General features: G+C 31.9%; 29 protein-coding genes and 1 pseudogene. 29 read left to right on the top strand and 1 reads right to left on the bottom strand.

Annotation, left to right across the window (positions count from 1 at the left end):
- Positions 1–609: 609 nt before the first annotated feature.
- The 14 genes from IQ05_RS13340 to IQ05_RS13280 all read left to right on the top strand — a co-directional run bounded on the left by IQ05_RS13340 (position 610) and on the right by IQ05_RS13280 (position 9,793).
- The gene (locus tag IQ05_RS13340; protein ID WP_144893763.1) at positions 610–1,428 is read left to right on the top strand and encodes a hypothetical protein; all 819 of its coding nucleotides are present in this window, start codon (positions 610–612) and stop codon (positions 1,426–1,428) included.
- 4 nt (positions 1,429–1,432) lie between these two features.
- Positions 1,433–2,014, top strand: coding sequence for a hypothetical protein (locus IQ05_RS13335; RefSeq protein ID WP_144893761.1), 582 nt, complete (start codon positions 1,433–1,435; stop codon positions 2,012–2,014).
- A 32-nt stretch (positions 2,015–2,046) separates the two neighbouring features.
- Positions 2,047–2,238: a hypothetical protein gene (locus tag IQ05_RS13330; protein WP_144893759.1), complete on the top strand. Its 192-nt coding sequence runs from the start codon at positions 2,047–2,049 to the stop codon at positions 2,236–2,238.
- Between the two features lie 16 nt (positions 2,239–2,254).
- Positions 2,255–2,407 (top strand): hypothetical protein, encoded by a 153-nt coding sequence (locus IQ05_RS15380; RefSeq protein ID WP_158634594.1) that lies wholly within the window; start codon positions 2,255–2,257, stop codon positions 2,405–2,407.
- A 12-nt stretch (positions 2,408–2,419) separates the two neighbouring features.
- Positions 2,420–2,989, top strand: a complete 570-nt coding sequence (locus IQ05_RS13325) for a glycoside hydrolase family 19 protein (RefSeq protein ID WP_144893753.1) — start codon at positions 2,420–2,422, stop codon at positions 2,987–2,989.
- Positions 2,990–3,014: 25 nt separating this feature from the next.
- Complete coding sequence (locus tag IQ05_RS13320; protein WP_144893751.1) at positions 3,015–3,947, top strand: hypothetical protein; 933 nt, start codon at positions 3,015–3,017, stop codon at positions 3,945–3,947.
- A 46-nt stretch (positions 3,948–3,993) separates the two neighbouring features.
- Complete coding sequence (locus IQ05_RS13315) at positions 3,994–4,599, top strand: hypothetical protein (RefSeq protein ID WP_144893749.1); 606 nt, start codon at positions 3,994–3,996, stop codon at positions 4,597–4,599.
- On the top strand, positions 4,599–4,817 hold the full coding sequence (locus IQ05_RS13310; protein WP_144893747.1) for a hypothetical protein: 219 nt from the start codon (positions 4,599–4,601) through the stop codon (positions 4,815–4,817). Before IQ05_RS13315 ends, IQ05_RS13310 begins: the two co-directional genes overlap by 1 nt.
- Positions 4,818–5,642: 825 nt before the next feature.
- The gene (locus IQ05_RS13305; protein ID WP_144893745.1) at positions 5,643–5,837 is read left to right on the top strand and encodes a hypothetical protein; all 195 of its coding nucleotides are present in this window, start codon (positions 5,643–5,645) and stop codon (positions 5,835–5,837) included.
- Between the two features lie 384 nt (positions 5,838–6,221).
- On the top strand, positions 6,222–6,689 hold the full coding sequence (locus IQ05_RS13300) for a hypothetical protein (RefSeq protein ID WP_144893743.1): 468 nt from the start codon (positions 6,222–6,224) through the stop codon (positions 6,687–6,689).
- 12 nt (positions 6,690–6,701) lie between these two features.
- On the top strand, positions 6,702–7,259 hold the full coding sequence (locus tag IQ05_RS13295) for a DUF6046 domain-containing protein (protein WP_144893741.1): 558 nt from the start codon (positions 6,702–6,704) through the stop codon (positions 7,257–7,259).
- Positions 7,252–8,553 (top strand): hypothetical protein, encoded by a 1,302-nt coding sequence (locus tag IQ05_RS13290; RefSeq protein WP_144893739.1) that lies wholly within the window; start codon positions 7,252–7,254, stop codon positions 8,551–8,553. The genes IQ05_RS13295 and IQ05_RS13290 overlap by 8 nt, the downstream gene beginning before the upstream one ends.
- A gap of 9 nt (positions 8,554–8,562) precedes the next feature.
- A complete protein-coding gene (locus tag IQ05_RS13285) occupies positions 8,563–9,570 on the top strand; it encodes a hypothetical protein (RefSeq protein WP_144893737.1) in 1,008 nt (335 codons plus the stop codon).
- Between the two features lie 7 nt (positions 9,571–9,577).
- Complete coding sequence (locus IQ05_RS13280; RefSeq protein ID WP_144893735.1) at positions 9,578–9,793, top strand: hypothetical protein; 216 nt, start codon at positions 9,578–9,580, stop codon at positions 9,791–9,793.
- Between the two features lie 90 nt (positions 9,794–9,883).
- Here IQ05_RS13280 and IQ05_RS13275 read toward each other — a convergent pair whose 3' ends face one another.
- Positions 9,884–10,684 carry a S24 family peptidase gene (locus tag IQ05_RS13275; RefSeq protein ID WP_144893733.1) on the bottom strand — a complete coding sequence of 267 codons (801 nt, stop codon included), beginning with the start codon at positions 10,682–10,684 and terminating at the stop codon, positions 9,884–9,886.
- Positions 10,685–10,964: 280 nt separating this feature from the next.
- On the opposite strand from IQ05_RS13275, the gene IQ05_RS13270 reads away from it, so the two are divergent.
- From IQ05_RS13270 to IQ05_RS13205, 15 genes and pseudogenes are all read left to right on the top strand, one after another.
- Positions 10,965–11,552: a hypothetical protein gene (locus IQ05_RS13270; protein WP_144893731.1), complete on the top strand. Its 588-nt coding sequence runs from the start codon at positions 10,965–10,967 to the stop codon at positions 11,550–11,552.
- A gap of 101 nt (positions 11,553–11,653) precedes the next feature.
- Positions 11,654–11,821, top strand: coding sequence for a hypothetical protein (locus tag IQ05_RS15375; RefSeq protein ID WP_158634593.1), 168 nt, complete (start codon positions 11,654–11,656; stop codon positions 11,819–11,821).
- 308 nt (positions 11,822–12,129) lie between these two features.
- Entirely contained in the window at positions 12,130–13,461 is a 1,332-nt protein-coding gene (locus IQ05_RS13265) for a DUF2586 domain-containing protein (protein ID WP_144893729.1), read from the top strand.
- A gap of 141 nt (positions 13,462–13,602) precedes the next feature.
- The gene (locus tag IQ05_RS13260) at positions 13,603–14,028 is read left to right on the top strand and encodes a hypothetical protein (RefSeq protein WP_144893727.1); all 426 of its coding nucleotides are present in this window, start codon (positions 13,603–13,605) and stop codon (positions 14,026–14,028) included.
- 419 nt (positions 14,029–14,447) lie between these two features.
- Complete coding sequence (locus IQ05_RS13255) at positions 14,448–14,792, top strand: hypothetical protein (protein ID WP_144893725.1); 345 nt, start codon at positions 14,448–14,450, stop codon at positions 14,790–14,792.
- A 108-nt stretch (positions 14,793–14,900) separates the two neighbouring features.
- Positions 14,901–17,444 carry an AHH domain-containing protein gene (locus tag IQ05_RS13250; RefSeq protein WP_144893723.1) on the top strand — a complete coding sequence of 848 codons (2,544 nt, stop codon included), beginning with the start codon at positions 14,901–14,903 and terminating at the stop codon, positions 17,442–17,444.
- The gene (locus IQ05_RS13245) at positions 17,441–18,232 is read left to right on the top strand and encodes a hypothetical protein (protein WP_144893721.1); all 792 of its coding nucleotides are present in this window, start codon (positions 17,441–17,443) and stop codon (positions 18,230–18,232) included. The genes IQ05_RS13250 and IQ05_RS13245 overlap by 4 nt, the downstream gene beginning before the upstream one ends.
- A gap of 138 nt (positions 18,233–18,370) precedes the next feature.
- Entirely contained in the window at positions 18,371–18,877 is a 507-nt protein-coding gene (locus tag IQ05_RS13240; protein WP_144893719.1) for a hypothetical protein, read from the top strand.
- Positions 18,878–19,000: 123 nt separating this feature from the next.
- A pseudogene (locus IQ05_RS15610) lies at positions 19,001–19,243 on the top strand (HNH endonuclease); the annotation flags it as partial.
- A 6-nt stretch (positions 19,244–19,249) separates the two neighbouring features.
- Entirely contained in the window at positions 19,250–19,726 is a 477-nt protein-coding gene (locus tag IQ05_RS13230; RefSeq protein WP_144893717.1) for an SMI1/KNR4 family protein, read from the top strand.
- Between the two features lie 56 nt (positions 19,727–19,782).
- On the top strand, positions 19,783–20,037 hold the full coding sequence (locus IQ05_RS13225; RefSeq protein ID WP_208653370.1) for a hypothetical protein: 255 nt from the start codon (positions 19,783–19,785) through the stop codon (positions 20,035–20,037).
- The gene (locus IQ05_RS13220; RefSeq protein WP_144893713.1) at positions 20,027–20,533 is read left to right on the top strand and encodes an SMI1/KNR4 family protein; all 507 of its coding nucleotides are present in this window, start codon (positions 20,027–20,029) and stop codon (positions 20,531–20,533) included. The genes IQ05_RS13225 and IQ05_RS13220 overlap by 11 nt, the downstream gene beginning before the upstream one ends.
- Before the next feature lie 458 nt (positions 20,534–20,991).
- Entirely contained in the window at positions 20,992–21,474 is a 483-nt protein-coding gene (locus IQ05_RS13215; RefSeq protein WP_144893711.1) for a M15 family metallopeptidase, read from the top strand.
- A gap of 4 nt (positions 21,475–21,478) precedes the next feature.
- Positions 21,479–21,949, top strand: a complete 471-nt coding sequence (locus IQ05_RS13210; RefSeq protein ID WP_144893709.1) for a hypothetical protein — start codon at positions 21,479–21,481, stop codon at positions 21,947–21,949.
- A gap of 3 nt (positions 21,950–21,952) precedes the next feature.
- Positions 21,953–22,285: a hypothetical protein gene (locus IQ05_RS13205; RefSeq protein WP_144893707.1), complete on the top strand. Its 333-nt coding sequence runs from the start codon at positions 21,953–21,955 to the stop codon at positions 22,283–22,285.
- The last annotated feature ends 48 nt before the right edge of the window (positions 22,286–22,333 follow it).

Below are 22,333 nucleotides of genomic sequence, written 5' to 3'. Positions count from 1 at the left end.
AATGTCTTATCGATTCACAAGTGTCTTGTAAGGATTTTTTTGTGACACTATTTATCGATGGATTTTGAGGGTTAAGTATGGGAAAGGTATCTCTGTGGTCTTATTTTTAATTCATTAAGTTCATTTTGTCATGCGATGTAGGTTATTCGTAAAGATAGGCAAGTATAATGTAGGTTCTGGGTTTGGGTCATGGTCGTTTTGTAATTTAATTTGCCAAAATGAGAAGTACTAAGGTTTAAATATTTGTTAAACAGTGTTTAAATAGTAAAAGCAGCGATTATATCTATGGGCTTTGAATTATTGCAATAATGGTTTGATTTTTAGTAAACTAATTTCTGTTGAAACTACTGTATACACAAGTGTTTGTTTTGTATTCATTATGTTTCTCTGTTTTATTTTTAACATTCTACATTTATTTTTTAAAAGTTAAATAGGGTTAAAAAAATATTATTTTTTTAAACAGTAAGGAAGTTTTGTAGGTTTTTATGCTACTATTTGGTACCAGTTTTGTTCTAATAGTGTCATTATAACATTTATTCAAATTCATCATTGTTTCAAGAATCAAAGAATTGAGTGGATATGGGGTCTGTAACTTAAAGCAAACAAAATATGGCATTACAAAAATTAAGTACTGTAAAGAACTGGTTTGAGATCAGTTTTAAATCTACTCAAAATCAGTTTTGGGGCACTTGGGATTCGTTCAGGGACAAAGACGAAAAAGTAGCCGTCGCTATGGTTGAGGGGATGGATGAAGTATCGTGTCAATTGTCTCCGAAGGCAATTTATAAATCGGGACAGTTGTTTCTGTTAAAACACCCTGATAACGGATTAGATACTACTATACTTGAACCTAATGATACCGTAATTGGGTATGTAGGGGGAGCGTTTTTGAATGCAAGAACCTATTATGGTGGTGATCCAATGCTATTGACTAGTTACATACAACCAGAGGTTTTGCCCACCGCTTTTGCTTTTTATTACAAAAATACCCAGCGAAGTTTGATTATGGCTAACAATGAGGTGCTAGTGAGTTCATACGTTTATCGAGATGTAGCGCAAAAAATAATATATGAAAGCCATTTGGGTACCGTTGAAGATGCACAAAGAGTGATTTTGTTGGATCCTAATACAGAAGAGGAACTAGTAGCACTAACTTATGATCCCTCTTTATTTGAGAATTTTCCAGATTTGAATGACTTCACGATAGACTTGATAAAACAAGAAAATGATGTATTCTTGAATATTGATATTGACAAGGATGTGTTTATGAATTATAATGGAAAACAGACCACTTTTTCTTTTTATACCGACTTTAGAAAATCTGATTACTGCCTTGTTTTGTATGTTCAAATTACGGACAATACTACTAGAGAAATTTACAATTTGCCCTTATTTACTGCGGTGTTATTTCCTGAAAATATTTTATAAAAAAATGAAAAAACTACTTATAGTATGCATTTTAGCCATTGGGATAATGGCGAATGCGCAGGCTCCTCAACTTATTGCGAAACCCTTAAAATTAACCTCGGTTGGTAAAGGAACCGCTGCCGATAGCGTGTTGGTTCTTGGCGCCGATAAAATTATGAAATTTATGCCTAGGAGTGCTTTTGGAGGGGGTAATTCAAATTCGTCTGGTCAATATACCCCGACAATATCATGGGCTGGCGGATATGGGTCAATATCTGAATATGGTTCAATCTCGGCAATTTACACTGTAGTTGGTAATGTTGTAACGGTTACAGTGAATTTTGAAATTATTATAGATTTAAACAATCAAAATCATGCAATTTATATTTCCTTACCTCCAGGTCTTATGAAAGATTCGCAGGCCATTCCTAATGACAACACAAGGCTTGGAACTTTATCATATTTCTTTACTGGACAAACGTCGAGCAATTTATATGGCTATACTTCAGCGAATCAAAGCGACAAAGCTACTGCATATATCTATGCACAAGCTACAGGCGTATATCTTGTAGTTACAACTTTCAGCTACATTAAAATGGCCAGTTAGAAAGATTTGGATTCTAAAGTAAAAAAAGAACAATGAAAAACTTCATCAAAAAATACTGGATTTTAATAGGGATGATTGTGGCTTTTACATTGGAGCACACATTTGACATCCTAAACGGTTTCGGGCTTTCGGCGCTGCAAATAAAATTTGTCGAAGGACTTGGAGCCCTTATTTACGGGTATTTCTTTACCAGTAAATACAACGCCAAAAAACTTTCAAAATAACCTTTAAAACAACCCAATGAACCATCAATATCTTATTGATTTAAAAGTGTCGTCTATGGGCATTTTTTGCTTAACTGTTCAGTTTTCAGAAGCCGAAAAAATGGATGAAAGTTACGGCGTTCTTGATTACCGTCGGCTTCACTATTCATCGATGGATATTGATGGTTAAAAACAAAAAGCCATGAATCTTCATTTAAAATATAAATCGCTTTTAGATAAGAATAAAATTAACACGCCTCTAAGAACTGCAAATTTTATAGCGCAATTAGAACACGAGAGCGGTTTAGTTGCAAGGCGAGAAAATTTATTTTTTACATCTGTGGACAGGCTTAGAAGTACTTTCAAAACACCATTTAAGAATAAAACAGACTCGTTTATTCGTTCTTTTTTACACAACCCCCAGCATTGCGCAAACTATGTATATGCTAATCGTGGAGGCAATGGCGACCAAGCATCTGGAGACGGTTTTAAATTTCGTGGTGGTGGCTTTTTGCAAAACACATTCCGTAACGGTTACGAGTTTTTAAAAGTCAAGACTGGAATTGATTTCGTTTCTAATCCTGATTTAATTCTTGTTGAGGCAAACGCAATGATTTGCGCCATTTTATTTTGGAACGAAAACGACTTAAACAAATATGCTGACCTAGATGATTTAGACGCTGTTAGTGATGCCATTAATTTAGGTCGCCAAACAGAACGCTATGGAGATTCTAATGGGTACGCCCACAGAAAAGAGTACTTACAAAAATGAAAAACAATTTAAAAAATAAACAAATATGGCATTACAAACATTAAGTACTATAAAAGACTGGTTTAAAACCGGTCTAAAACCCAGTCAAACTCAGTTTTGGGACACTTGGGATTCGTTCAGGCACAAAAACGACAAAGTGCCTGTGAAAGAGGTCGAAGGATTGGATCAAATATTGGATCAACTGCCTCCCAAGACAGTTTATGAATCGGGTCAGTTGCTTGTTTTTAAGAATCCTGGTAATGAGTCCGGCAATAATTTCTTAGAACCTGACGACACGGTTATAGGTTTTGTTGAAGGCGATTTTTTGAATGCTGGAACGTATTATGGTGGTGATCCTTTGTTGTTTGCAAGCTATCAACGATTAGAAAGAATAGGATCAATTACATCTTTTGCAAATGGCTTTACAAGTTATACTCTTAGACAAGAAGTTGTAGACAGAATTATAGAGGAAGGACATCCCATTGCATTAATGGGTATTTCTGGACCAGAAACAATCAATTATGATTATGCACTTTTCAGCACTGAAGGAGATTTTATTCGGCTTAGACCGGGTGAAATTATAGTTTTAAAAGACCCGACTGGAGAGTTCAATGATTCTGAACCATTTACTATTGTTGAACAACCTATTTATTCTATTGAAGCCATTGAAGATTCTAGAGGTAGTAAAATATTGTATTACAATCAAAATAATCAGATGTATGGTGATTATTTTCAAATTCAAAGATCTTCAGACCCTGATTTTTCAATATTAGAAGACCAAAATGGCTCAATAATTAATCCAATTAATCAAAGTGTTTACTTCGGGAATCCTCCAGCGGGATATACAGGCTTAGTTAAAGAGCCAAGTAATATACAACCATATCAGCTAATGATCGTGGGTATTGAATATAACCAATATTTAAGATTCACAGATCCTGAGGGAATAGTTGTTAGTAATGTATTTGAGTTACCGACTTAAAAAAATTTTAGTCAGAATAAAAAAAATAACGTAAATAAATATAACTATGTCAAAACAAGTAATTACAAAAAAATTACAATTGAATAACGTCCCAATAGGCTTAGATAGCGATCAGCATTTAGTAATTGGGTCGGACAAGGTAGTGAAAAAAGTAGCCGATAATTCAGTTAAAGCAGTGAATGGAGTTTTGCCTGTTAATGGGCACGTTACTGTAACTGTGCCCGCTCCAAAAATTCAAGATGTCTTGATAGCAGGATATGCAACTAATCAAACAATTCAATTTGAGGAAGGATTGAATTTTTCTAATGTAGGATATAATGGCATTAGTGGTCAAAATTCTAATAATTATGGATATTACGTCAGTCCAGGTTACATCTACGCATCAAGTTTGACTTCTAATAATTCGGTCTATATTACTGATACTAATTTAGGGTTTAATAAAAACGGTTTTGGAGCTATATTCACAATTAACCCAACTGCTTTTAGAATTATTAGTTTACCTGATCAAGGAGGAACGTTGCCGATGACTGTTAACGGGCAGTCTGCGAGTAACCAAGGCGATGTGATCCTTTCCCCTGTCATAGCCACTTTCTTGACTAATGATGGCAAAACCGTTACAGTTGTAAATGGAGTTATAACAAATGTTCAATAATGAAAAAATTATCAGATAAAATCAAACCAATTATTGCAATAGTCATAGTAATGATGAGCTTTACTTATTTTTTTGTTTCCACTTTTTTAGGTAAAGAAAACCCACAGATACTAATCGCCATTGTTGCAGCCCTAAGCGGTGTAATTGGATATTATTTTGGGAGTAGTTCAGGGAGTGCAAAAAAACAGGATACGATAGATAAACTAGCTGATAAGTAGCTTTTAATTTTAGAGATTCCAAAGGAGCATAGGAACTAATAAATAGTACTCCAACATTAAAAAAACTCTCACATCTTAATTAATTTAGCACCAAAGCCAGCGTTGGAGGACATAAGTCTTCTAATGCTGGCTTTGCTATTTTAATTTATGATGTGAGAGGTGCAAATATAATCAATCAAAAATCGAATTAAAAATGAACAAGTATCATCAAATCTTAAAGAAAATCCTTGATAAAGGTAAAGTTCAAAAAAAGAAAAGAACAATATAGAAGGCACAAAGCAGCTGTTAAACAGCGAATCGGTTAAGCTTGCTTTCAATGTTGGTTAAACCTAATAATAGCCTCAATATTGCATTGAAAACTTATGTAAATAAAATAAGTTGAGGTTCGCGTTAAGAGTTTTTCAAAGCCAACACAGATGCTGATTTATCACTCATACTATTGCGTCAAAGGCTATCAGAGCATTTAGTTCTCTTGTAGGCTTTGGCGCATTTTTATTTAAAAACAGATATTGTTTAATTAGAAAAATAGTAGTAATCACAACCCTTATGGTTAATAGTTTTTATGATTACTTTTTGTTAGCGTATTTTGTTGTTCTACAAGATTTTGTGAAGGTTTTTGTTTTACTGAAACTACTGAAAACAGGCGTCTTGTTTTTCTTTTTTTATGGTTTTCTGCAATATTTTTACACCCTCCAATAGCCACTATTACTACTTAAAAACAGACATGATAGTGCTATTCGTTCTCAGAAGATTTTAGAGAATTATCACCTCAATTTTAGAGGTCTCCCATACTAATCTTAATCAATAACTAAATAGTAAATAATCATGGATATTACACCAAGAGACTTAGGCGAAACACCTAAAACACCAGACATGAGCAACTTTAAAAATCCTTTGGGACAGCCTTTAGAAGGAAACATTTTTATAGAGAGTTTTACGATTACGCCTTTAACTACATCCGAAAAAAATGAAGATTTGGCCGAAGTCATAAAAAGAGAAAGTAGAGATAGTGCGATTTAAAAGTTGACCATCGCCCATTTATTCCGGTTTTGAGAATAGAACCCGAACAACATAGATTTTAAATGGTTAAAAAAAACAAATTTTTATATAAAAACGAGTAAAAATCTCTCCCATCTGTTTTGAATTGTTCGTCTGCTTAGTGGACAGTCATAATTTAATTGAACTATCCGTAACTCATCCCAATATTCAAGGTATTGAAAATATACTTTGCGTCTTTGTGGCTTTGCGTGAAGCTGAACTCGCAAAGTATCAGAGTGCAGAAATGCTAAAGTCTGTGAAAAAGAGACAGTCAATTTATACTATGAAATAGCACAACTAAGAGATAATTTCAAAAGCCTAATTTTTGATCATTGTAAAAACACAAAACAAGTAAAGCCTAAAAAAATGCCAAACGAAACAATAGAAAAACTAAAAGAAAAATACGGTAGTATATTAAAACTTACTTCTGAGGATCAATTAACAAACGTTTATTGCAGAAAACCATCGTTCACTACATTTTTAAACTATCAAGATAAATACAAAGACAATCCGCATGAAGCGATATTGTTTTTGTTTCAAGAATGTGTATTGGATAAAGAGATCTATGATGATGAATTCATGCTTTCGGCAGGGAATTCTATTGTATCCATGATAAAAAAAGATAGTGAATTTGCCATTGATTTTACACCTCAGAAGGATGAATTTAAGAAATCGGCAGCGCTAATCAGATATGCTTTTAAGATAGATCCCTATCAATTAGCTATGGATGAGTTTTACAAATTACTAGAAGAGGCGCTGTGGTTACAAAAACACAAGGAGACAAAACTAGAAAACACATTCATAACGGCCTTTGCTAAAACATTTTCAAATTAAAAATAAAAAAATATGAAATTCAATTTTAATGTAAACGAAATTTTAGATACCAAGGACATCGAATACGCTGGGATCAATTATAACGAATCAGAATCGAAAGATTTTATTATAGATAAAACAGGAGGGGAATTTAACCTGAGGGTTTTTGCTCCTTTAGTATTTGAGCCTTTGGTAAAAAGCGATATTAATCTACCAAGTTTGCGAGTAGATGCTGTTACGGTTAATTTAAATCGCTCAAAAAACATAAAAAAAGAGAGTATAGAAGGGCGAGATTCAACAATCAAAGAGCATATATCAAATGGCGATTTTAGTATTTCGATAGAGGGATTAATTGCCAATGAAACGGGCGATGAGTACCCAAAAGAAAAACTTTTCTTACTGAAACAATTCTTAAATGCTCCCTATTCATTAAGAGTAACTCATGCCATCTTAAACCGATTTGGCATTTATGAACTAGTAATAGACTCCTACTCTATCCCATCTATTGCTGGAACAAAAAATATTCAAAAATTTACTGCCAGTGCCACATCAGACGAAACGGTAGAGCTAATAATTAGAGACAATGCTTAAACTAAATGCTAAAATTAGAGTTTACGAAACCATCAGACTCATTCCAACCCCTAAATTTTATGAATTTACATATGTAAAAAATGTCGAGATAAGCAGTTCTTATAAAACGCTTACAGATACTGCTACTATTGTAATGCCTCAAAAAGTATATACTGACACCAAAGGATTTGACCAGAGTTTATTTGCAAATGCAAGTGGTGCGCAAAAAACAATCCATGATTTTTTTAAACTCGAAAGTTTCATCGAAATCTTTTTAGGATATGATGACGATTACAAACCAGCTTTCAGAGGGTATGTCACAGGAGTACAAACGGATGTAAATGTTAGAATATCTTGTGAAGACGTGATGTATGCTTTTAAGAAAGTAAAAGCAGTAAAAGATAATGATGTTCAGGATAAGAATGATATGTACAATGTAGTGTCAACAAATCCAACAACAAATGTTGAAAGTTTTAATCCCAAAATATTCTTTGAAAAAAGGATAAAAGAACTAAAATTACCTTTTAAAGTAAATGCGCTTGACGAAGAATTTGGGAATGTTATGATTAACAGAGATCAAAGCTTGGCTCAGGTTTTCGAAATGTTGAAAGATAAAGGCATATATACTTATTTTAAAACCGAAGCTTCAGGGCCAGTACTTACAATTACCAATAATCCGCAACAACATACAGCTAAAGAACTAACGAGTTTTATAGATCGGAATTTTATAAAAAGCCCGCTAGCAGGTGCCATTGTAAAAAAGTTAATTAACCAAGGACTAAGTCTTTTAAAATCTCAATTGAGTAAAATGACTCGATCCGATTCTGATGTCTTCTCGGGTGAAGTGCGTTTTAAATTTCGTTACAATATTATAGAGGATCAATTAACAGTAGTGAATGAATCTACAAAAAATACCCGTGTACGAGTAGAAAAATACTTTAAGAATTCAAACACTCCAGTTTATATCGAATTAGGTGATCCGAATGGGCAATTAATAAAAACTCATGTCCTACATAATGATAATGAAGACTTGCCAAAAGACATTGAAGCTTTCAAAAAAGCAACAACGGAAGCTGCTTCAGAATTGTATCAATATGGTGCCTTGAGAGCCATGCAGTCTAAACCAAATGGATTTGAAGGTTATTTTTCAACTTTTGGAGAACCCTTTGTAAGGCCTACAGACAAAGTGATTCTGGAAAACGCTAAGGATAAAGAAAAAAACGGCACCTTTCAGGTGGAAAAAGTTGAGCGAAGTTATGGTGAAAACGGTTATAGGCAAAAGATTTACATAGGACGAAGAGTAGAAACAGTTTAAAAATACAAAATGGGAAATATAAAAGATCTAATAAAAGATGTCGCTAGCAAGAATCAACTTGTTGAAACCTTTGCGGCAAAAGTCATTGAAATAAATACAGAAACAGAATCGCTCCATAATCCAGAAGACGCTTATACTGTAAACATTATGAGAGCCGATGGTGCCATCATTAAAAACGTACGTTTGAAAGCTTCTATTCTGGACTTAGAACAAGGAATTATTACCATTCCCAAAAAGGATAGTTGGGTGTTGGCTTCTATTATTGATGGAGTAGAAACAAGAGCGTTTATTTCTCAGTTTTCGGAAGTAGAACGCATTTTTATTCGTTTCAAGGATAATGAAAACCATTATTTGGAAATTGATACAGAAGTGGATAAATTCCAGATTGTATTCAAAGAAAAAGAAGGCAATGATTCTTCATCAACCTCGGCACCTACATATAAAAAAATTGCACAACTAGAGTTTAGTGGTAAAGAGGATTCAAATATTACCACCTCTTTTTATAATGAAAAGGGAAAAGAAATTTCTAAAAACAGTTTTAATGGAAATCAACAGCAAACCGTTATAAATACTATTAATGGCGAAGATGTTAAAGAGCGTTTAAAGTTTACACTTTCTTGCGGAGAAAATGCAAATGCTGAAATGCAATTTTTGGATAAAGACAGTAATGAAAAGCAAAGAATAACGTTTGACGAATTACATACAGAAGTAAATCTAAACAAAGGCAATACAATTTTCAATTTAAAAGATAAAGAGTCAAAAATCAGCATAAAAAATGGATTTGAAGCTATAATTTCAGATGCTATGACTTCGTTTAAAAAAGGAAGTTTGACTTTTGAAATGGATGACAAATTTAAAATAGATGTAGGTGGAAAAAGTTTAAAATCTAAACTAGAAGAACTGATCGATGAAATAGTTAGAATAACAGTGACCACACCAGTTGGACCATCTGGACCTCCAATAAATTCAATTCAGCTTAATGACATAAAAGGAAAATTAACAGAATTATTAAAATAGTAAAATTATGGCTTTAAATAAATCAGGTTTAGAAGGGGCAATAAAATCTCTTTTAAACGAGGAATACAAAAAAACTGACAATGCTTCGTCTAAAGACAACATAGCTGAAAAATTAGCATCAGCTATTGAAGCATTCGTCAAATCAGGAACCGTAACCACAACAGTTACGACAACTGGATCTGCATCAGCCCAAACCGGAACAGGAACGGGATCTATTTCTTAAATAATTTTAGTTAGTGTTGAAAATCCTTCTTACCATCAAAACAGTAAGAGGGATTTTTTTATTTGAAAATGAACCTCAACTTTTAGAATTTTAATTCAGTTTTTTCTTTAAAGCCTCTTCCATTTCATAAACTTTACTTTCTAGGGCATGAAGTTTTTCATAGATGTTAATAGGATCTGGCATCTGCTTAGAGGCATACATGCTGGCGTACCAAATCTCTAGAATATCCTCGGCATAAATAGAATACATGGGGTAGTTTCCGTCTCTATTGTCGGATTTTAGAATTAATTTGCCACTTTCTCTGATTCTGTTTAAAACTCTTTTTACTACGACACCGTCATTTTTACTTATTACAACATAAATTCTGCCGTCAAGGATATCATCAAAGTTGTCGACGTATTTTCCAAAAAGGTAATCCCCATCATGAATTGTAGTCGACATTGAGTTTCCTTTTATTTCAAAGCATCTATAGGTACCGTTTTTTAACATAGGCATGCTAAATGAAGGAAGTGTTTCCATGTATTCTGGGTCAGCATAACCGTCTAAATAACCAGCACGAGCCTTTACTCCAACAAAATTGATGTTTTCTTCACCGTGAGCATCTACCGTGATAATCTTTGGAATGTTCAAACTAATTTGATTGTTTGTTTTATTGACGAAAATTTCATCACTATTTTTAAAAAGGTAGTCGGGATTTACATTACAATGAGTAATTATACTTTGAAGCAAGTCAAATCCTGGTTTGGTTCTTTTTCTTTCACCATCGGCTTGCAATCGGCCAATGGTAATACTATCTATTGTGGTGCTAGTTACCCCTATTACTTTGGCAAATGAGTTATTGTTTAATTTAAGCTCGTCTATAATATGTTTTATCTTAGTATGTATTTCCATAGTATGAATACTTTTTATGTAATATGTTTTGTTTTTCTTTAAGGGATTCAGCTATATGTTGCAAAGTTAGATAATATAAAGCAAAAAATAGTTTTTATTTGTTTATTTTATTCTAAATTAACTGGTTTTCAGTATGTTTGTAGCTCCTTTCTTATTGTGTTACTGTAACTTCAATATAAAATTATTGAATCATATTACTGAAATCACTGCATTATTTAACGTAATATGTTGTAATTAATAAAACATATGTTGTATATTTGTAAAAAAAATAATCCATCATATGATTTTAAAAGAATTTTATAACGAAAAAAAGAGCACTATCGAAACGGAGTTTTCTTCTAATGCGCCAATAGTGCATCTTTACAGTGATGCAGTTTTTAAAACAGCAGTTACAAGTCCAATCGTAATGTTCAAATATGACACTGTTGCTTGGGAAACATCTTCTGAAAAAAACTATAAAGCAGATGTGTCTTTTTGTATTTATGTAGTGCTACCAGTTGGTACCCTTTCTTCAACAAGCTATGAAAATGTATTCGAAATCGCCCATCGCATAGATAAAGCGATATTGACCACTAGTAGTAGTAATGCCTATTTAGACACTAATTCAACGTTTAAGGTAAAAGAAAAGCAATGGAACAATGAAGAAGTGTATTGGGCTAAAAACGACTATTTTATTTGGGAAATGACCTATAAAACAACATTGGTCGAAAATATCTTGAAAAAGAAATACATCCTTTTCAATAATGGATTGAGTAATGAAGCGCTAGAGGCACTTGGCTACGACTTAAACTCAGGGATAATTGGAATCAACCCAAATCAAATTGAAGGAACTGTAGATTTAGACACAGCTTCAGCAACTACTACTTAAAATCTTAGCGCTATTAAATTAAGAGCAGACAACACATATACAAACGACAACGACCGAATCTAAAATTTATTTAACCTAATACCCTTTTTTAAACCCCAAACATGAAAAGAAGTAGAACACTATTAAACAAAAGAAGAGAATATGTAATCAATTATTTGAATATAAATCAAGCAAAACAAATGAAAGTTGTCGTATCTGAGCTTTCGGATAGCTTGTTTCTCACAGAGCGTACAATTTATACCATTATAAACGAAGGGCTCGCTACATAAGCCAGAGCCTAAAACACTGAAACTACTGGTTTTCAAAGTCAATAGAATTGGAAAAAGCAAGTTTGAACTTTAAATTTGTACTTGATATCAAAAGCAAGTTTATCTCTTGGCCAAGAGTAAAATTCAATTTAAAAACTGTTTTTTGAAAGCTTTCCAAAAATAGTAAACTACTTTTTGGATTCCAGATTACAAATACCTTTTTAAAATTAAAATCATTAAAAATAAAAAGTTTTTAAACTTTTTACAGTCCATCTTTTGCCTCTTTTTAACGCAAAAGTAAAATTTAAACAATTAAAACAATTTATATTATGAGTACATTAAATGATGTTGTGATTAACAAACTATCAGGCGGATTAGGGAGAAGAACACCAGATCAAGACATGGTTTCAGGATTACTTTTTGACGGAGTTCCAACTTCAAAATTACTTTTTGAAAAAGTAGAGCGTTTGGCTTCATTAGAAGATGCAGAAGCCTTAGGAATTACTGCTGATTACGATGTAAACGGGCAATCGGCTTACTATCAAATTCAACAATTTTTCAGGATGAATCCTTCTGGAGACTTGTACATTATGAGAACAGCGGCAACTTCTTATGAAGACATTGTTGATAAAGCAATGGCTATGCAGGAACAGGCCAACGGGAATATTCGCCAATTGGCAATTATTTTTTCTGGAGAAGCTACATTTGCTGACACAAAAGCTGCTGTTTTAAAAGCACAAACACAAGCAGCCCTTGGTTACAAAGATTACATGCCTTTTGAGGTAATTTTAGAGGGAAAAGGGTTTGATCCTGATACTGCTATGAATCTATCTGAATTGAACGCAGAAAATGTATCTGTTGTAATTGCCATTGATGTTGAGAAAGCTTTTGAGCAAAAATTGTTTATGAAAGGTAGTACAGCAGAGAATGACAAACTCTATACTTTAGCTTATAACGAGAAATTAGTGCCAGTAGAAAATTCTTATAATATTTACAAGGTGCAGAAAATCGATAACAGTAATAATGACGATAAAGAGGGGTTTGAATTCACTTTCAAAGAGGTTTACATAAATACAGCAGCAGTAGGATTAGCATTAGGGGCTATCTCTAAAGCAAAAGTATCTGAGAACATCGCTTGGATCGAAAAATTCAATCTTACTGGCGAGGGTTTTTCCAAAGCTGGTTTTGTAGGCGGAAAAGAAATTAAAACGTTAGGAACTTTAAACGGGCTAAACGAAAAGAGATTCATTTTTGCAAGAACCCACACAGGATTGCCAGGTATTTATTTTAACGACAGCCACACTTGTACTGTGGGTACATCAGACTTTGCTTATGTAGAGAACAACCGTACAATAAATAAAGCAACTCGTTTATTGCGTACTGCTTTATTACCAAAATTAGCTTCTCCAGTTTTGGTAGATATTGATGGAAAATTACCTCAATCCGTTTCAAAAAGCTTTGAAGGCTTATGTAGATCTGCTTTAGAAGGAATGGTGGCGAACCAGGAAGTTTCAGATTTTGATGTATATGTAGATCCAAAACAAAACATTTTGGCAACATCAGAATTAAAAGTGAAAGCAGAAATCACCCCAATTGGTACAGCTCGTAAAATTATGGTTGATTTAGGATTCAAAAATCCTTTCGGAATCGACAAAGCATAATGTATTGAATTCGTTATAATTCACCAACAATAAAAAAATCACAACCACTACCCTTCTAATTGGATTGTGATAAAAAACAAATAAATAAAAGAGTATAGCTCCTGAACGTTATCAGGATAAAAAAACAAATAAACGCTACATATGAATAAATTACCATTAATTAACGGACAACAACACAGCTGGTCATCAATTGAAGTAAGTATTGCAGGCAATATCGTTACTGGTATCACTGCTGTAAACTATAGTGACTCAGTATCTAAAGAAAACCATTATGGAGCTGGAGACATGCCAGTACACAGAGGTAGAGGGAAGTATGAAGCAAAAGCTTCAATTACTTTATACAACTACGAAGTAGAAGCTATTTTGGCGGCTTTGCCAAAAGGACAAAGATTGCAAGATGTAAACCCTTTCAGTATCATCGTAAGTTACCTTGATGATAGTAACGAAGTAATTACACATACTGTAAGAAACTGTGAGTTCAACTCAAACAGCAGAGGAATTAGCCAAGGCGATACCAAAATTGCGGTTTCTTTTGATTTGATTTGCTCTCATATTGAGTGGAACTAATCATCCTGATTAATTGCTAAAATTACAATGCCCTTTTCTATTGCTAAAAACCGACTTAAAAGAGAAACCAAACATTCAATCGCATAACGCAAAACGAATTCAACAGGAATATAACTTTTGCATGCAAACCATTTTACAGACTCTTTATTCGTCCGTTTTAGATTAGGAATCTTCCTCAAGAGGCTGTGTTGAGATTGTTTAACTCAAAACGAATAACTCAAGCAGCCTCTTTTTTAATGAAGTAATTGACATAAACGATCCAAAAGTCAATTAGTTACTATAACAATGACATCGATACCTGTGTCAATAAACAACAGCTGGTATGGCTATTTTGATTAAACCATCAAAATAAAAAGCAAAAGACCCTTTCAACTCAGACAATAAGAACTCAATCATACAACCAATAATTAAGTTTCAACATGGAAACAGTACCCTCAAAAAAAACCGATATTCTTGACGGAAACATTACTCAGGCGCAATTCAATCAATGGAAATACAAGCATAAAAAAGTAGTTAAACTTACCATTGCAGATGATGATGAAACACCACTATTTGCTTATTTCAGAAAACCAGATATGAGCATTCGTTCTGCGGTGCTGCAAGCCTCCAAAATGGATGAATTCAAAGCGCTCGAAGTGCTTTTCAAAAACTGTTATTTGGGAGGCGATGGCAAAATAGAGCAAGAAGACGATTTACGCCTTAATATCACCACAGCATTTTCAGACCATATCCAACCCAAACCTGTTACAATAGAGATTTTGTAATAACGCTCGGAGTTTTTGTTTTAGATACTATAAAAAATAATAAGCTATGTTCTACTATTAGCACCCTCTTTTGCGCTCTATAATTACCCATTATAATATACCTATCCAATGATTCGTCAAACACATAACTTAGTTTTAAAAGACACCAGCGAAAGCGAAATGGCTCGATTTAGGCAATTCATGCTTCATGTGGTGCGTATGCAAGTGGAAGAAGGAAAAGCCGCCGCCGAATGGAATCAATTTATTGCATCCGAATATGGCAGCGCTCCCGAAAATAATCAACCTAAACTTAGCACATCAGAGGTTATAAGCAAACCAAAAGTTAGTGTGCCAACAAAATCACAACTAAAAGCAAAACCTAAAGCTGCGGTAAAAAAACAGGCAAATCTAAAACCAATTTACGAAAGAGGATTTGTAATAGCAGAAAATGGTATTCGTTTGCATGCCACACCTTCTCCATATGACGCTCAGTACAAAGCAAAAAAAGGACGCTATGCCACTATTTATAAAAAGAGGGACTTTGTAACTATAGTGCATGAAGATTTAGATAATAAAGGTTGGTACAAAATAAAAACATTAGATGGTCAATATGGCTATATTGAAAAAAAACATATTGCACTTGTACCTTATGACGAAGTACTGGATAAGTATACGCGCACTTTTTTGTTAGTGAAACCAAACTATACTTTTGAAATAAACATTGCAAATCGTTTATATCCTAATTATAAACATAAAACGGGCGATGATAGAAGAACATTAGCAGAAGCATTTTATTTATTAAACAAACAGAGTAAGCATAGGCATGGTGTAGTATTGAAACAACGAGATGCCTCTACAATTGATAAATTAGACATAGCCGCTAAAGCCTTTGCTGACCCTAATTTTCATAAAGCAAGAGTTTTGTATGATGAATTGCAACTTACAAGTGGATATATAGTGCGAATACCTACCAATGAGTACATTAATTTACAAAAGAAAAAAGGTACTTTAAGTCAACGTTCTGCAATTGAAAATTTCATAATAGAAATGGCTCGTGCCCACCAAGGGTTTTATGAAGGATTTATATATGGTTTGTACAGCCAAACAAAAGACTTAGTAGTTGGATTATTGGATTTACTTAAAGGGATTTTAACAGGTAGTTTATTTAAAAGCATATGGGATTTTGTGGTCAAAATTTGGGAAGGTGGATTAGAGGGTTTGAAAAAATTCTTAAACGGAATAACTGACGCAATAGGTAGAAACTGGAATACTTTTTGGAAAAAATTTAACAGCGGTAACCCAAGACTACAAGCTTATTTAATTGGAGAATTAATTGCTGTTGTTGTTTTTAATATTGTATTAGCTATAGTAACAGCTGGAGCAACTGTATACTTAGCCGCTACTACCAAAGGAGCTGCTTTATTAGCTAAATTTCCTAAAATAGCTAAATTAGTACACAAAGCCATCGACGCTATTCCTAAATCGCAAAGAAACCTAATTCAAAAAGTACTCAAAGATAAAGCGGGTAATGTATTGTATGAATCTAACAAACGTATTGTAGCCAATGAATTACGACGAGAGATTGATGCTTTTGGTAGAAGGGGAAGACAAGTTAGAAAAAAAGCCAGAAATAAAATTGTAAAAGCATTAAAAAAATTAGTAATCCTTAGCCGTTTTCAATTAATAAAACTTTTCAAACTTAATGACGAAGTACTTGATTTATTAAAGAGATTAGGAATTGCAATACGAGCAGATATTGACAACTTAGACCTAAGCCGACAATTAGCTATATCAGGAGGTTATTTTGAAGTAATGTATAACGGACAGCAATTGTTTTCAGCGACAAGAGAGGAATTGTCAAAATTTTTGGATAACATAAAAAAAATCAGTGATGATGCAGGTTTCGCAGAAACTAAAAAAATGCTACAAAGCATAAAAAAAGCGGCTAATCCTAAAACAGTTCGTGAAAAAATTGAAAATTATGCGAATAAATATGCTAGTAAAAAAACTGAAAAAGCATTACAAAACATTCTAGAAAAAGGAGACGAAATAGCTGTAAATGCTGCTGAGGTTTATACCCAAAACGCTAATATCCGTCATCGAGTAATACTTGGTAAAGGAGCTTTAGAAAAAGTCTTTAACAAATCCGTAGTTTCAGCTTATATTGAACGATTCAAAAAGCTTGATATTTATGACGTGTCTGGGAACAAATTAGACGTAACACAATTTAACGAATCACAAATACAGCAACTTTTTGAAGGGAAATATGCGCTTTATTACAATGGAAAAATGCGAGAAATGACCTTCGAAGCACATCATATAGTTCCTAAAGAATTATTGTTGGATCCTGATTTAAGAGAATTACATATATTTGTAAAAAACAACAAAGACAAATTTGATTTTAACGGTCTAGACAACGGGATACCGATACATAAATACTCAAAAGAATTTAAAAATTTAGGGGGACACGGTAATCATCCTGATTATAATGACATAAGCAAACTTGAAATTTTAGAAATCAAAAAGTCGAGTTTGGATAGAAATAAAAAATTTAGTCAAGTTCTATTTGAGGAAAATCTCTTACAGCATATTAATAAAACTCGGAACGACATTATAAAGCAAGTTATAGATGATAGTAAAAAGATAAACGATTTAATATTTACAAACCGATGAAACTATATGCATTAAAAGCAAAATATGGAACTTACCAGAGTATGATTCAAGCATTATATCCTGAAAGAGTAAAAAGTTATTATGGTATTTCTTATCGTGAAGATGAAGATTTTTCAGAATCGATTAAAACATTAAAATTCAGAATAGCATTAGATCACAATGATAGAAAAAACCCTAATTTAAAGTATATAGGGACTGATTTTTATAATGGTCCTAATATCATAAATAATGAAACTGGAGGTTATAATTTAGATTTTTATACAGTATCCCCAAAAATGAAAGAGGTATTAGAACATCTAAACCTGCCAAAGCATCGTTTTTATCCTATTATGTTAACTATAGATAAAGGAAAAGAATTAACCTATTTTATATTACAAATTGATAGTAGTATGATTCCTTATACAGATGTTAGTAAATCTAGCTTTTATGGACTTGATTTGAAATTAAAACAAGTACATCATTATGAAATAGGAACATTTAAAACAGAAGAGGAGATAGATGAAAAAATCCCTTCAGACATTTTCGTTAGAGATAAAAGTATGTACATCAATCAAGAGTTAGACTGGGTCTATATGGCACCCTATTTTATGATATCTGAAAAATCTAAAAAATTGTTTGAGGAGCATAACCTTATCGATTTGGAAATGACTCCTTATTACGAATTAGGTTCAAGAAATTATAATGAGTTAGGCTATGCAAAAGAATACGCAGGTCGTGAAATCATCATCAATGGTCGTAGTACTATGGATGGTTTAGATATCAACGACTTTGAACGAAAAGAAGAATAATTTTTTTTCAAAAAATAGAATAACACCCAATTTTCTCAATAGGAAATTGGGTGTTTTTTTGTAAACTTATTTATCATTTTTTGCCATTCTGAATTACATATATAAACTATATTTAGACAAAATAAAAAATAAATAATTATGAGTAAGATAGAAATTGCAATCGATGATTTAACGTATGCGGAAATTTTGATAATTAACAAAGCAAGTTTATTAGCCAATTTCAAATTTTTCATAAATAATATCTCTTTGTCAGACTCAGATGTGGAAGGGGATTTAGGAATACTTTGTTCAAATTTTGAAACTTTTTTATGTAACATAGATAATTTTATTGATAAAACTTTTTGGAATAAAGAAAATCATCAAATTATAAAAGAATTTATACATTTTAGATCAAAGCAAGCTGAATGTGATTGGGACGATGTCGAATCTAATATATTTAATGATATTTTTTTCAAATGTTTATTGCCTTTCAACTCAGAATTTATGGATCAAAATGTTTTGATTGGGTATATTGAAAATGATATTCTTTATATAAAAAAATGGAATTATTTTTTACCAGATGATATAATTGATATAAAAATTGAGATTAATAAAATTAAAAGAATTTTATCTGAGATAATTAATGTTATTTATAAAATAAAATAGTGTTTTTAGATGAGCTTCATTTGTTGGCATATTCAAAATAAAAATCGTGTCTTTTTATTAATATTGTATATGCACATATGAGGTTTCTAATTTACTGATTAAGATTTTCAGGATTTCTCTCCTTATGTTTTAAAATTTAAAGGAAAAAAGATACAAGTTAAATTAGGTAATTTAAATGTAGGCAAAGCAGGAAGTAAAAAAGACATTAATGAAGCTATCAAAAAATTTAAATCTGAAAACCCAACATGGATAGAACCCAAAGAATGTAGCTGGCATCATATAGAAAATACAACTGAACTCCAGCTAGTGCCTTTTGATTTACATAAAATTATTAAGCACCATGGAGGAAGATCAACATTAAAATAATAAACAATGAATGATAAATATTTAGAAAAGTTAGAGAACGAGCTTCAAATTGTCTTGCCTGAAACTTATAAAGTTTTTTTTAAAAATATTTTTTTAAAAATAGATAATACTTCCTTTGTAATTGGTAAAGGTTGCCCTGATTTATATTATGAAGATAAAGAAAATTTAGATGAGGAAGTTTATGATTTTGTAGCAATAGATACTTTTTATGGTAATATTGAAAACAATGAATACGATTTATTTAAGAATAATGTTTATGATTTTGGTAAATCGAGGATACCTTCTAATTTTATTACAATAGCAAGTAGTTTAACAGGTGATCAAATTTGCTTAGGAGTAAAAGGAGAATATACAGGAAAAGTTTATATGTGGGAAATGGAATTTGAAGCTGATGATGACACGCCACAACCATATTATGAAAACATGACATTGATAACCAATACATTTCAAGAATTTTTAGATGGTTTGTTTATCGATGAATAAAAATTAGATAATAGATAAATAATATCGCTTTTTTTACTTAAAATTTATAAAAAAAGATGATTTTAAAAGACGCAATGAATACGTACAACCCAGCGATTGAAGTGATACAAAATAAAGGTTTTAAAATTTCAATCGTTGATTATGAAGAAAATTTTGATTGGAAAGTTTATAGTGATGAAAATGAATTTATTGCTTCTGATCCATTAAGATTACTAGGTTTGATTATTATCTACGAGAATATGGGTGAAAATTGGAATGATTTTAAAGAGAATCATTATGATAAAATATTAAAAATATTTTATAGTAAATAAAATTAAACATTTTGAATTTAAAGAGAAAAATGAGAGTATTATAAAATTTATTGATAAAATAGAAAATGAAATAGGTATAATACCCAGGGTCTATAAAGAGTTTTTATTGAAATATAATGGAGGGTTACCAAATAATGATTTCGATTTATTTTACAATAGAAAAAAAACTTATAGTATAAGTTTATATTATGGATTTTATAATGCTAATAAATATGACCATGCATCAATTAAAGATCGTTTATCGTTTTTAATTTTTCCAGAAAAAACGATACCTATTGCTACAGATGGAGTAGGAAATGACTATTTATTATTTATTGATAATGGATCAATATATTTTTGGAATCATGAAAACTCTGATGTTTTTAATAAAAATTTAAAAAACTTGAAAAAAGTTGCGAATAGTTTCTCTGAATTAATTGGGAAAATTGAAAAAAGCTCACCAATAAATAGAGATATAAAAATAACTGAAACTGATACAGATTTTATTATTGAATAATTTTTTTTAAAATTTATAATTGTAGAACCAAAAATTTCATTAACAGATTTAGAAGAATGGAAAAAAATAGTTGAATCTAAAGAATAGACTATTTTTATCAATATAATTTCACCCCATTAAACACCCGTTTTTCTCCTCTAGAAAAACGGGTGTTTTTTTGTTATTGATCTAGATTTTAAGCCACAATATAAAATCATAAAAAGAAAAAAATCTTCTACTGAAACTACTGTTTTGCAAAGCCATATTATTTTTTACACACGCTATTTCGATGTATTTTTACAGTGTTCTTAAAAACGGCTATTGCAATCCAAAAAAGAACATTTTTCAAGAGTTATTGCAGTCATAAATACCTCTAAAGCAACATCACCTTACCGCCTTTCATTTACACCGTGATTGTTTTCGAACCATCGGGAAAGGCCTTTTATTCTCAAAATCTAAAATCATTATTATATACAAATATGGATCAAACAACAAAAAAACACATTGATTTACTTCATCCTTCGGTTAGGGAAGAAGTTACTAAAATTATCGAGGAATGCAATCTTGCTTTAACAGGAAGAGCAAAAGTGCGCATTACACAAGGTCTTAGAACTTTTCAGGAACAAGAGGATCTTTATGCTTTTGGTAGAACAAAACCGGGAAAAAAAGTCACCAATGCCAAAGGCGGACAATCGATTCACAACTATGGTTTTGCCGTTGACATTTGTTTAATTATAGACGGGAAAGTAGCCTCATGGGATACGGCAAAAGACTGGGACAATGACCAGATTTCGGACTGGCATGAATGTGTGAAAATTTTCGCCAAATACAACTGGAACTGGGGCGGCGACTGGAAAACTTTTAAGGATCTTCCGCATTTTGATAAAAAAGGATACAGCGATTGGAAAGTACTAAGCAAGCTAAAACGAGACAAAAAAAACTATGTAATCTTATATAAATAAACAAATGAAACATTTAAAACTAAAACACTTTGCCTTTTTAATCCTTTTTTCTTTGATCTTTTCCTCTTGCAGCCTTACCAGAACGGCTCTTTTTGATCAATACTCTTACGAAAAAACCATAGAGTTAAAAGTGGCCACCAATAGACTAATAAATAAAGGAGCTACTCCTTATGTTGTTCATAAAGAAGAGGTTGAAAATTTATTCCTAGACATAGAAAAATTGATAGAATATGAGAAGAATAAACCCAACAATGACATCACTTTTGCCATGTGGAAAATGTTGACCGATAATGAAAAAAATCTTTTGGCTGGATTTTTTAAACGATGGGAAGTAAATGGTATTGTGTCAAAATCATTTTTAGAGGAATTTAAAAAACAAATTTTAGAAGCTTTCGATTTACTCATTCAATATGAAGTAAAAAAAGACAAAGAATCTAAAGAGGCCTTGCTAGATCTAATCAACCTCAATACATAAGCCATGAATAACGACAAAGTAATTGAAAACATTAAGGAGGAATTAAAAGTAGTTTTCTTCAATAGTTATGAAGATATTAAGTCACAGCTAGAAAAAGATTTTGATACTTTTTTTGAGATTTCTAAGAGTAAATTAGAACGCTGGATGATTCTTTTTTCTACTGGAGATATAACCAAAGAAGAATTAGAATGGTTGTTAAAAAGTCAGTTGGATATAGTTGTTTTAAAAACACTTCAGGCCAATGGGTTGTCAAAAATAAGACTGAACACTATTAAAAAAAACATAGTAAAAATCATTTTAAAAGTAATTATGGACGTGATTATTCCTAGAACGTAATAATTTAATTCTAAATAAAAATAAAGCATCATAATTTATTGATTAATA

It is taken from the genome of Flavobacterium tiangeerense, from assembly GCF_007830355.1.
GTDB lineage: Bacteria > Bacteroidota > Bacteroidia > Flavobacteriales > Flavobacteriaceae > Flavobacterium > Flavobacterium tiangeerense.
The sequence above is the reverse complement of the archived record's forward strand: the minus strand, read 5'-3'. Positions and strand labels throughout refer to the sequence as shown.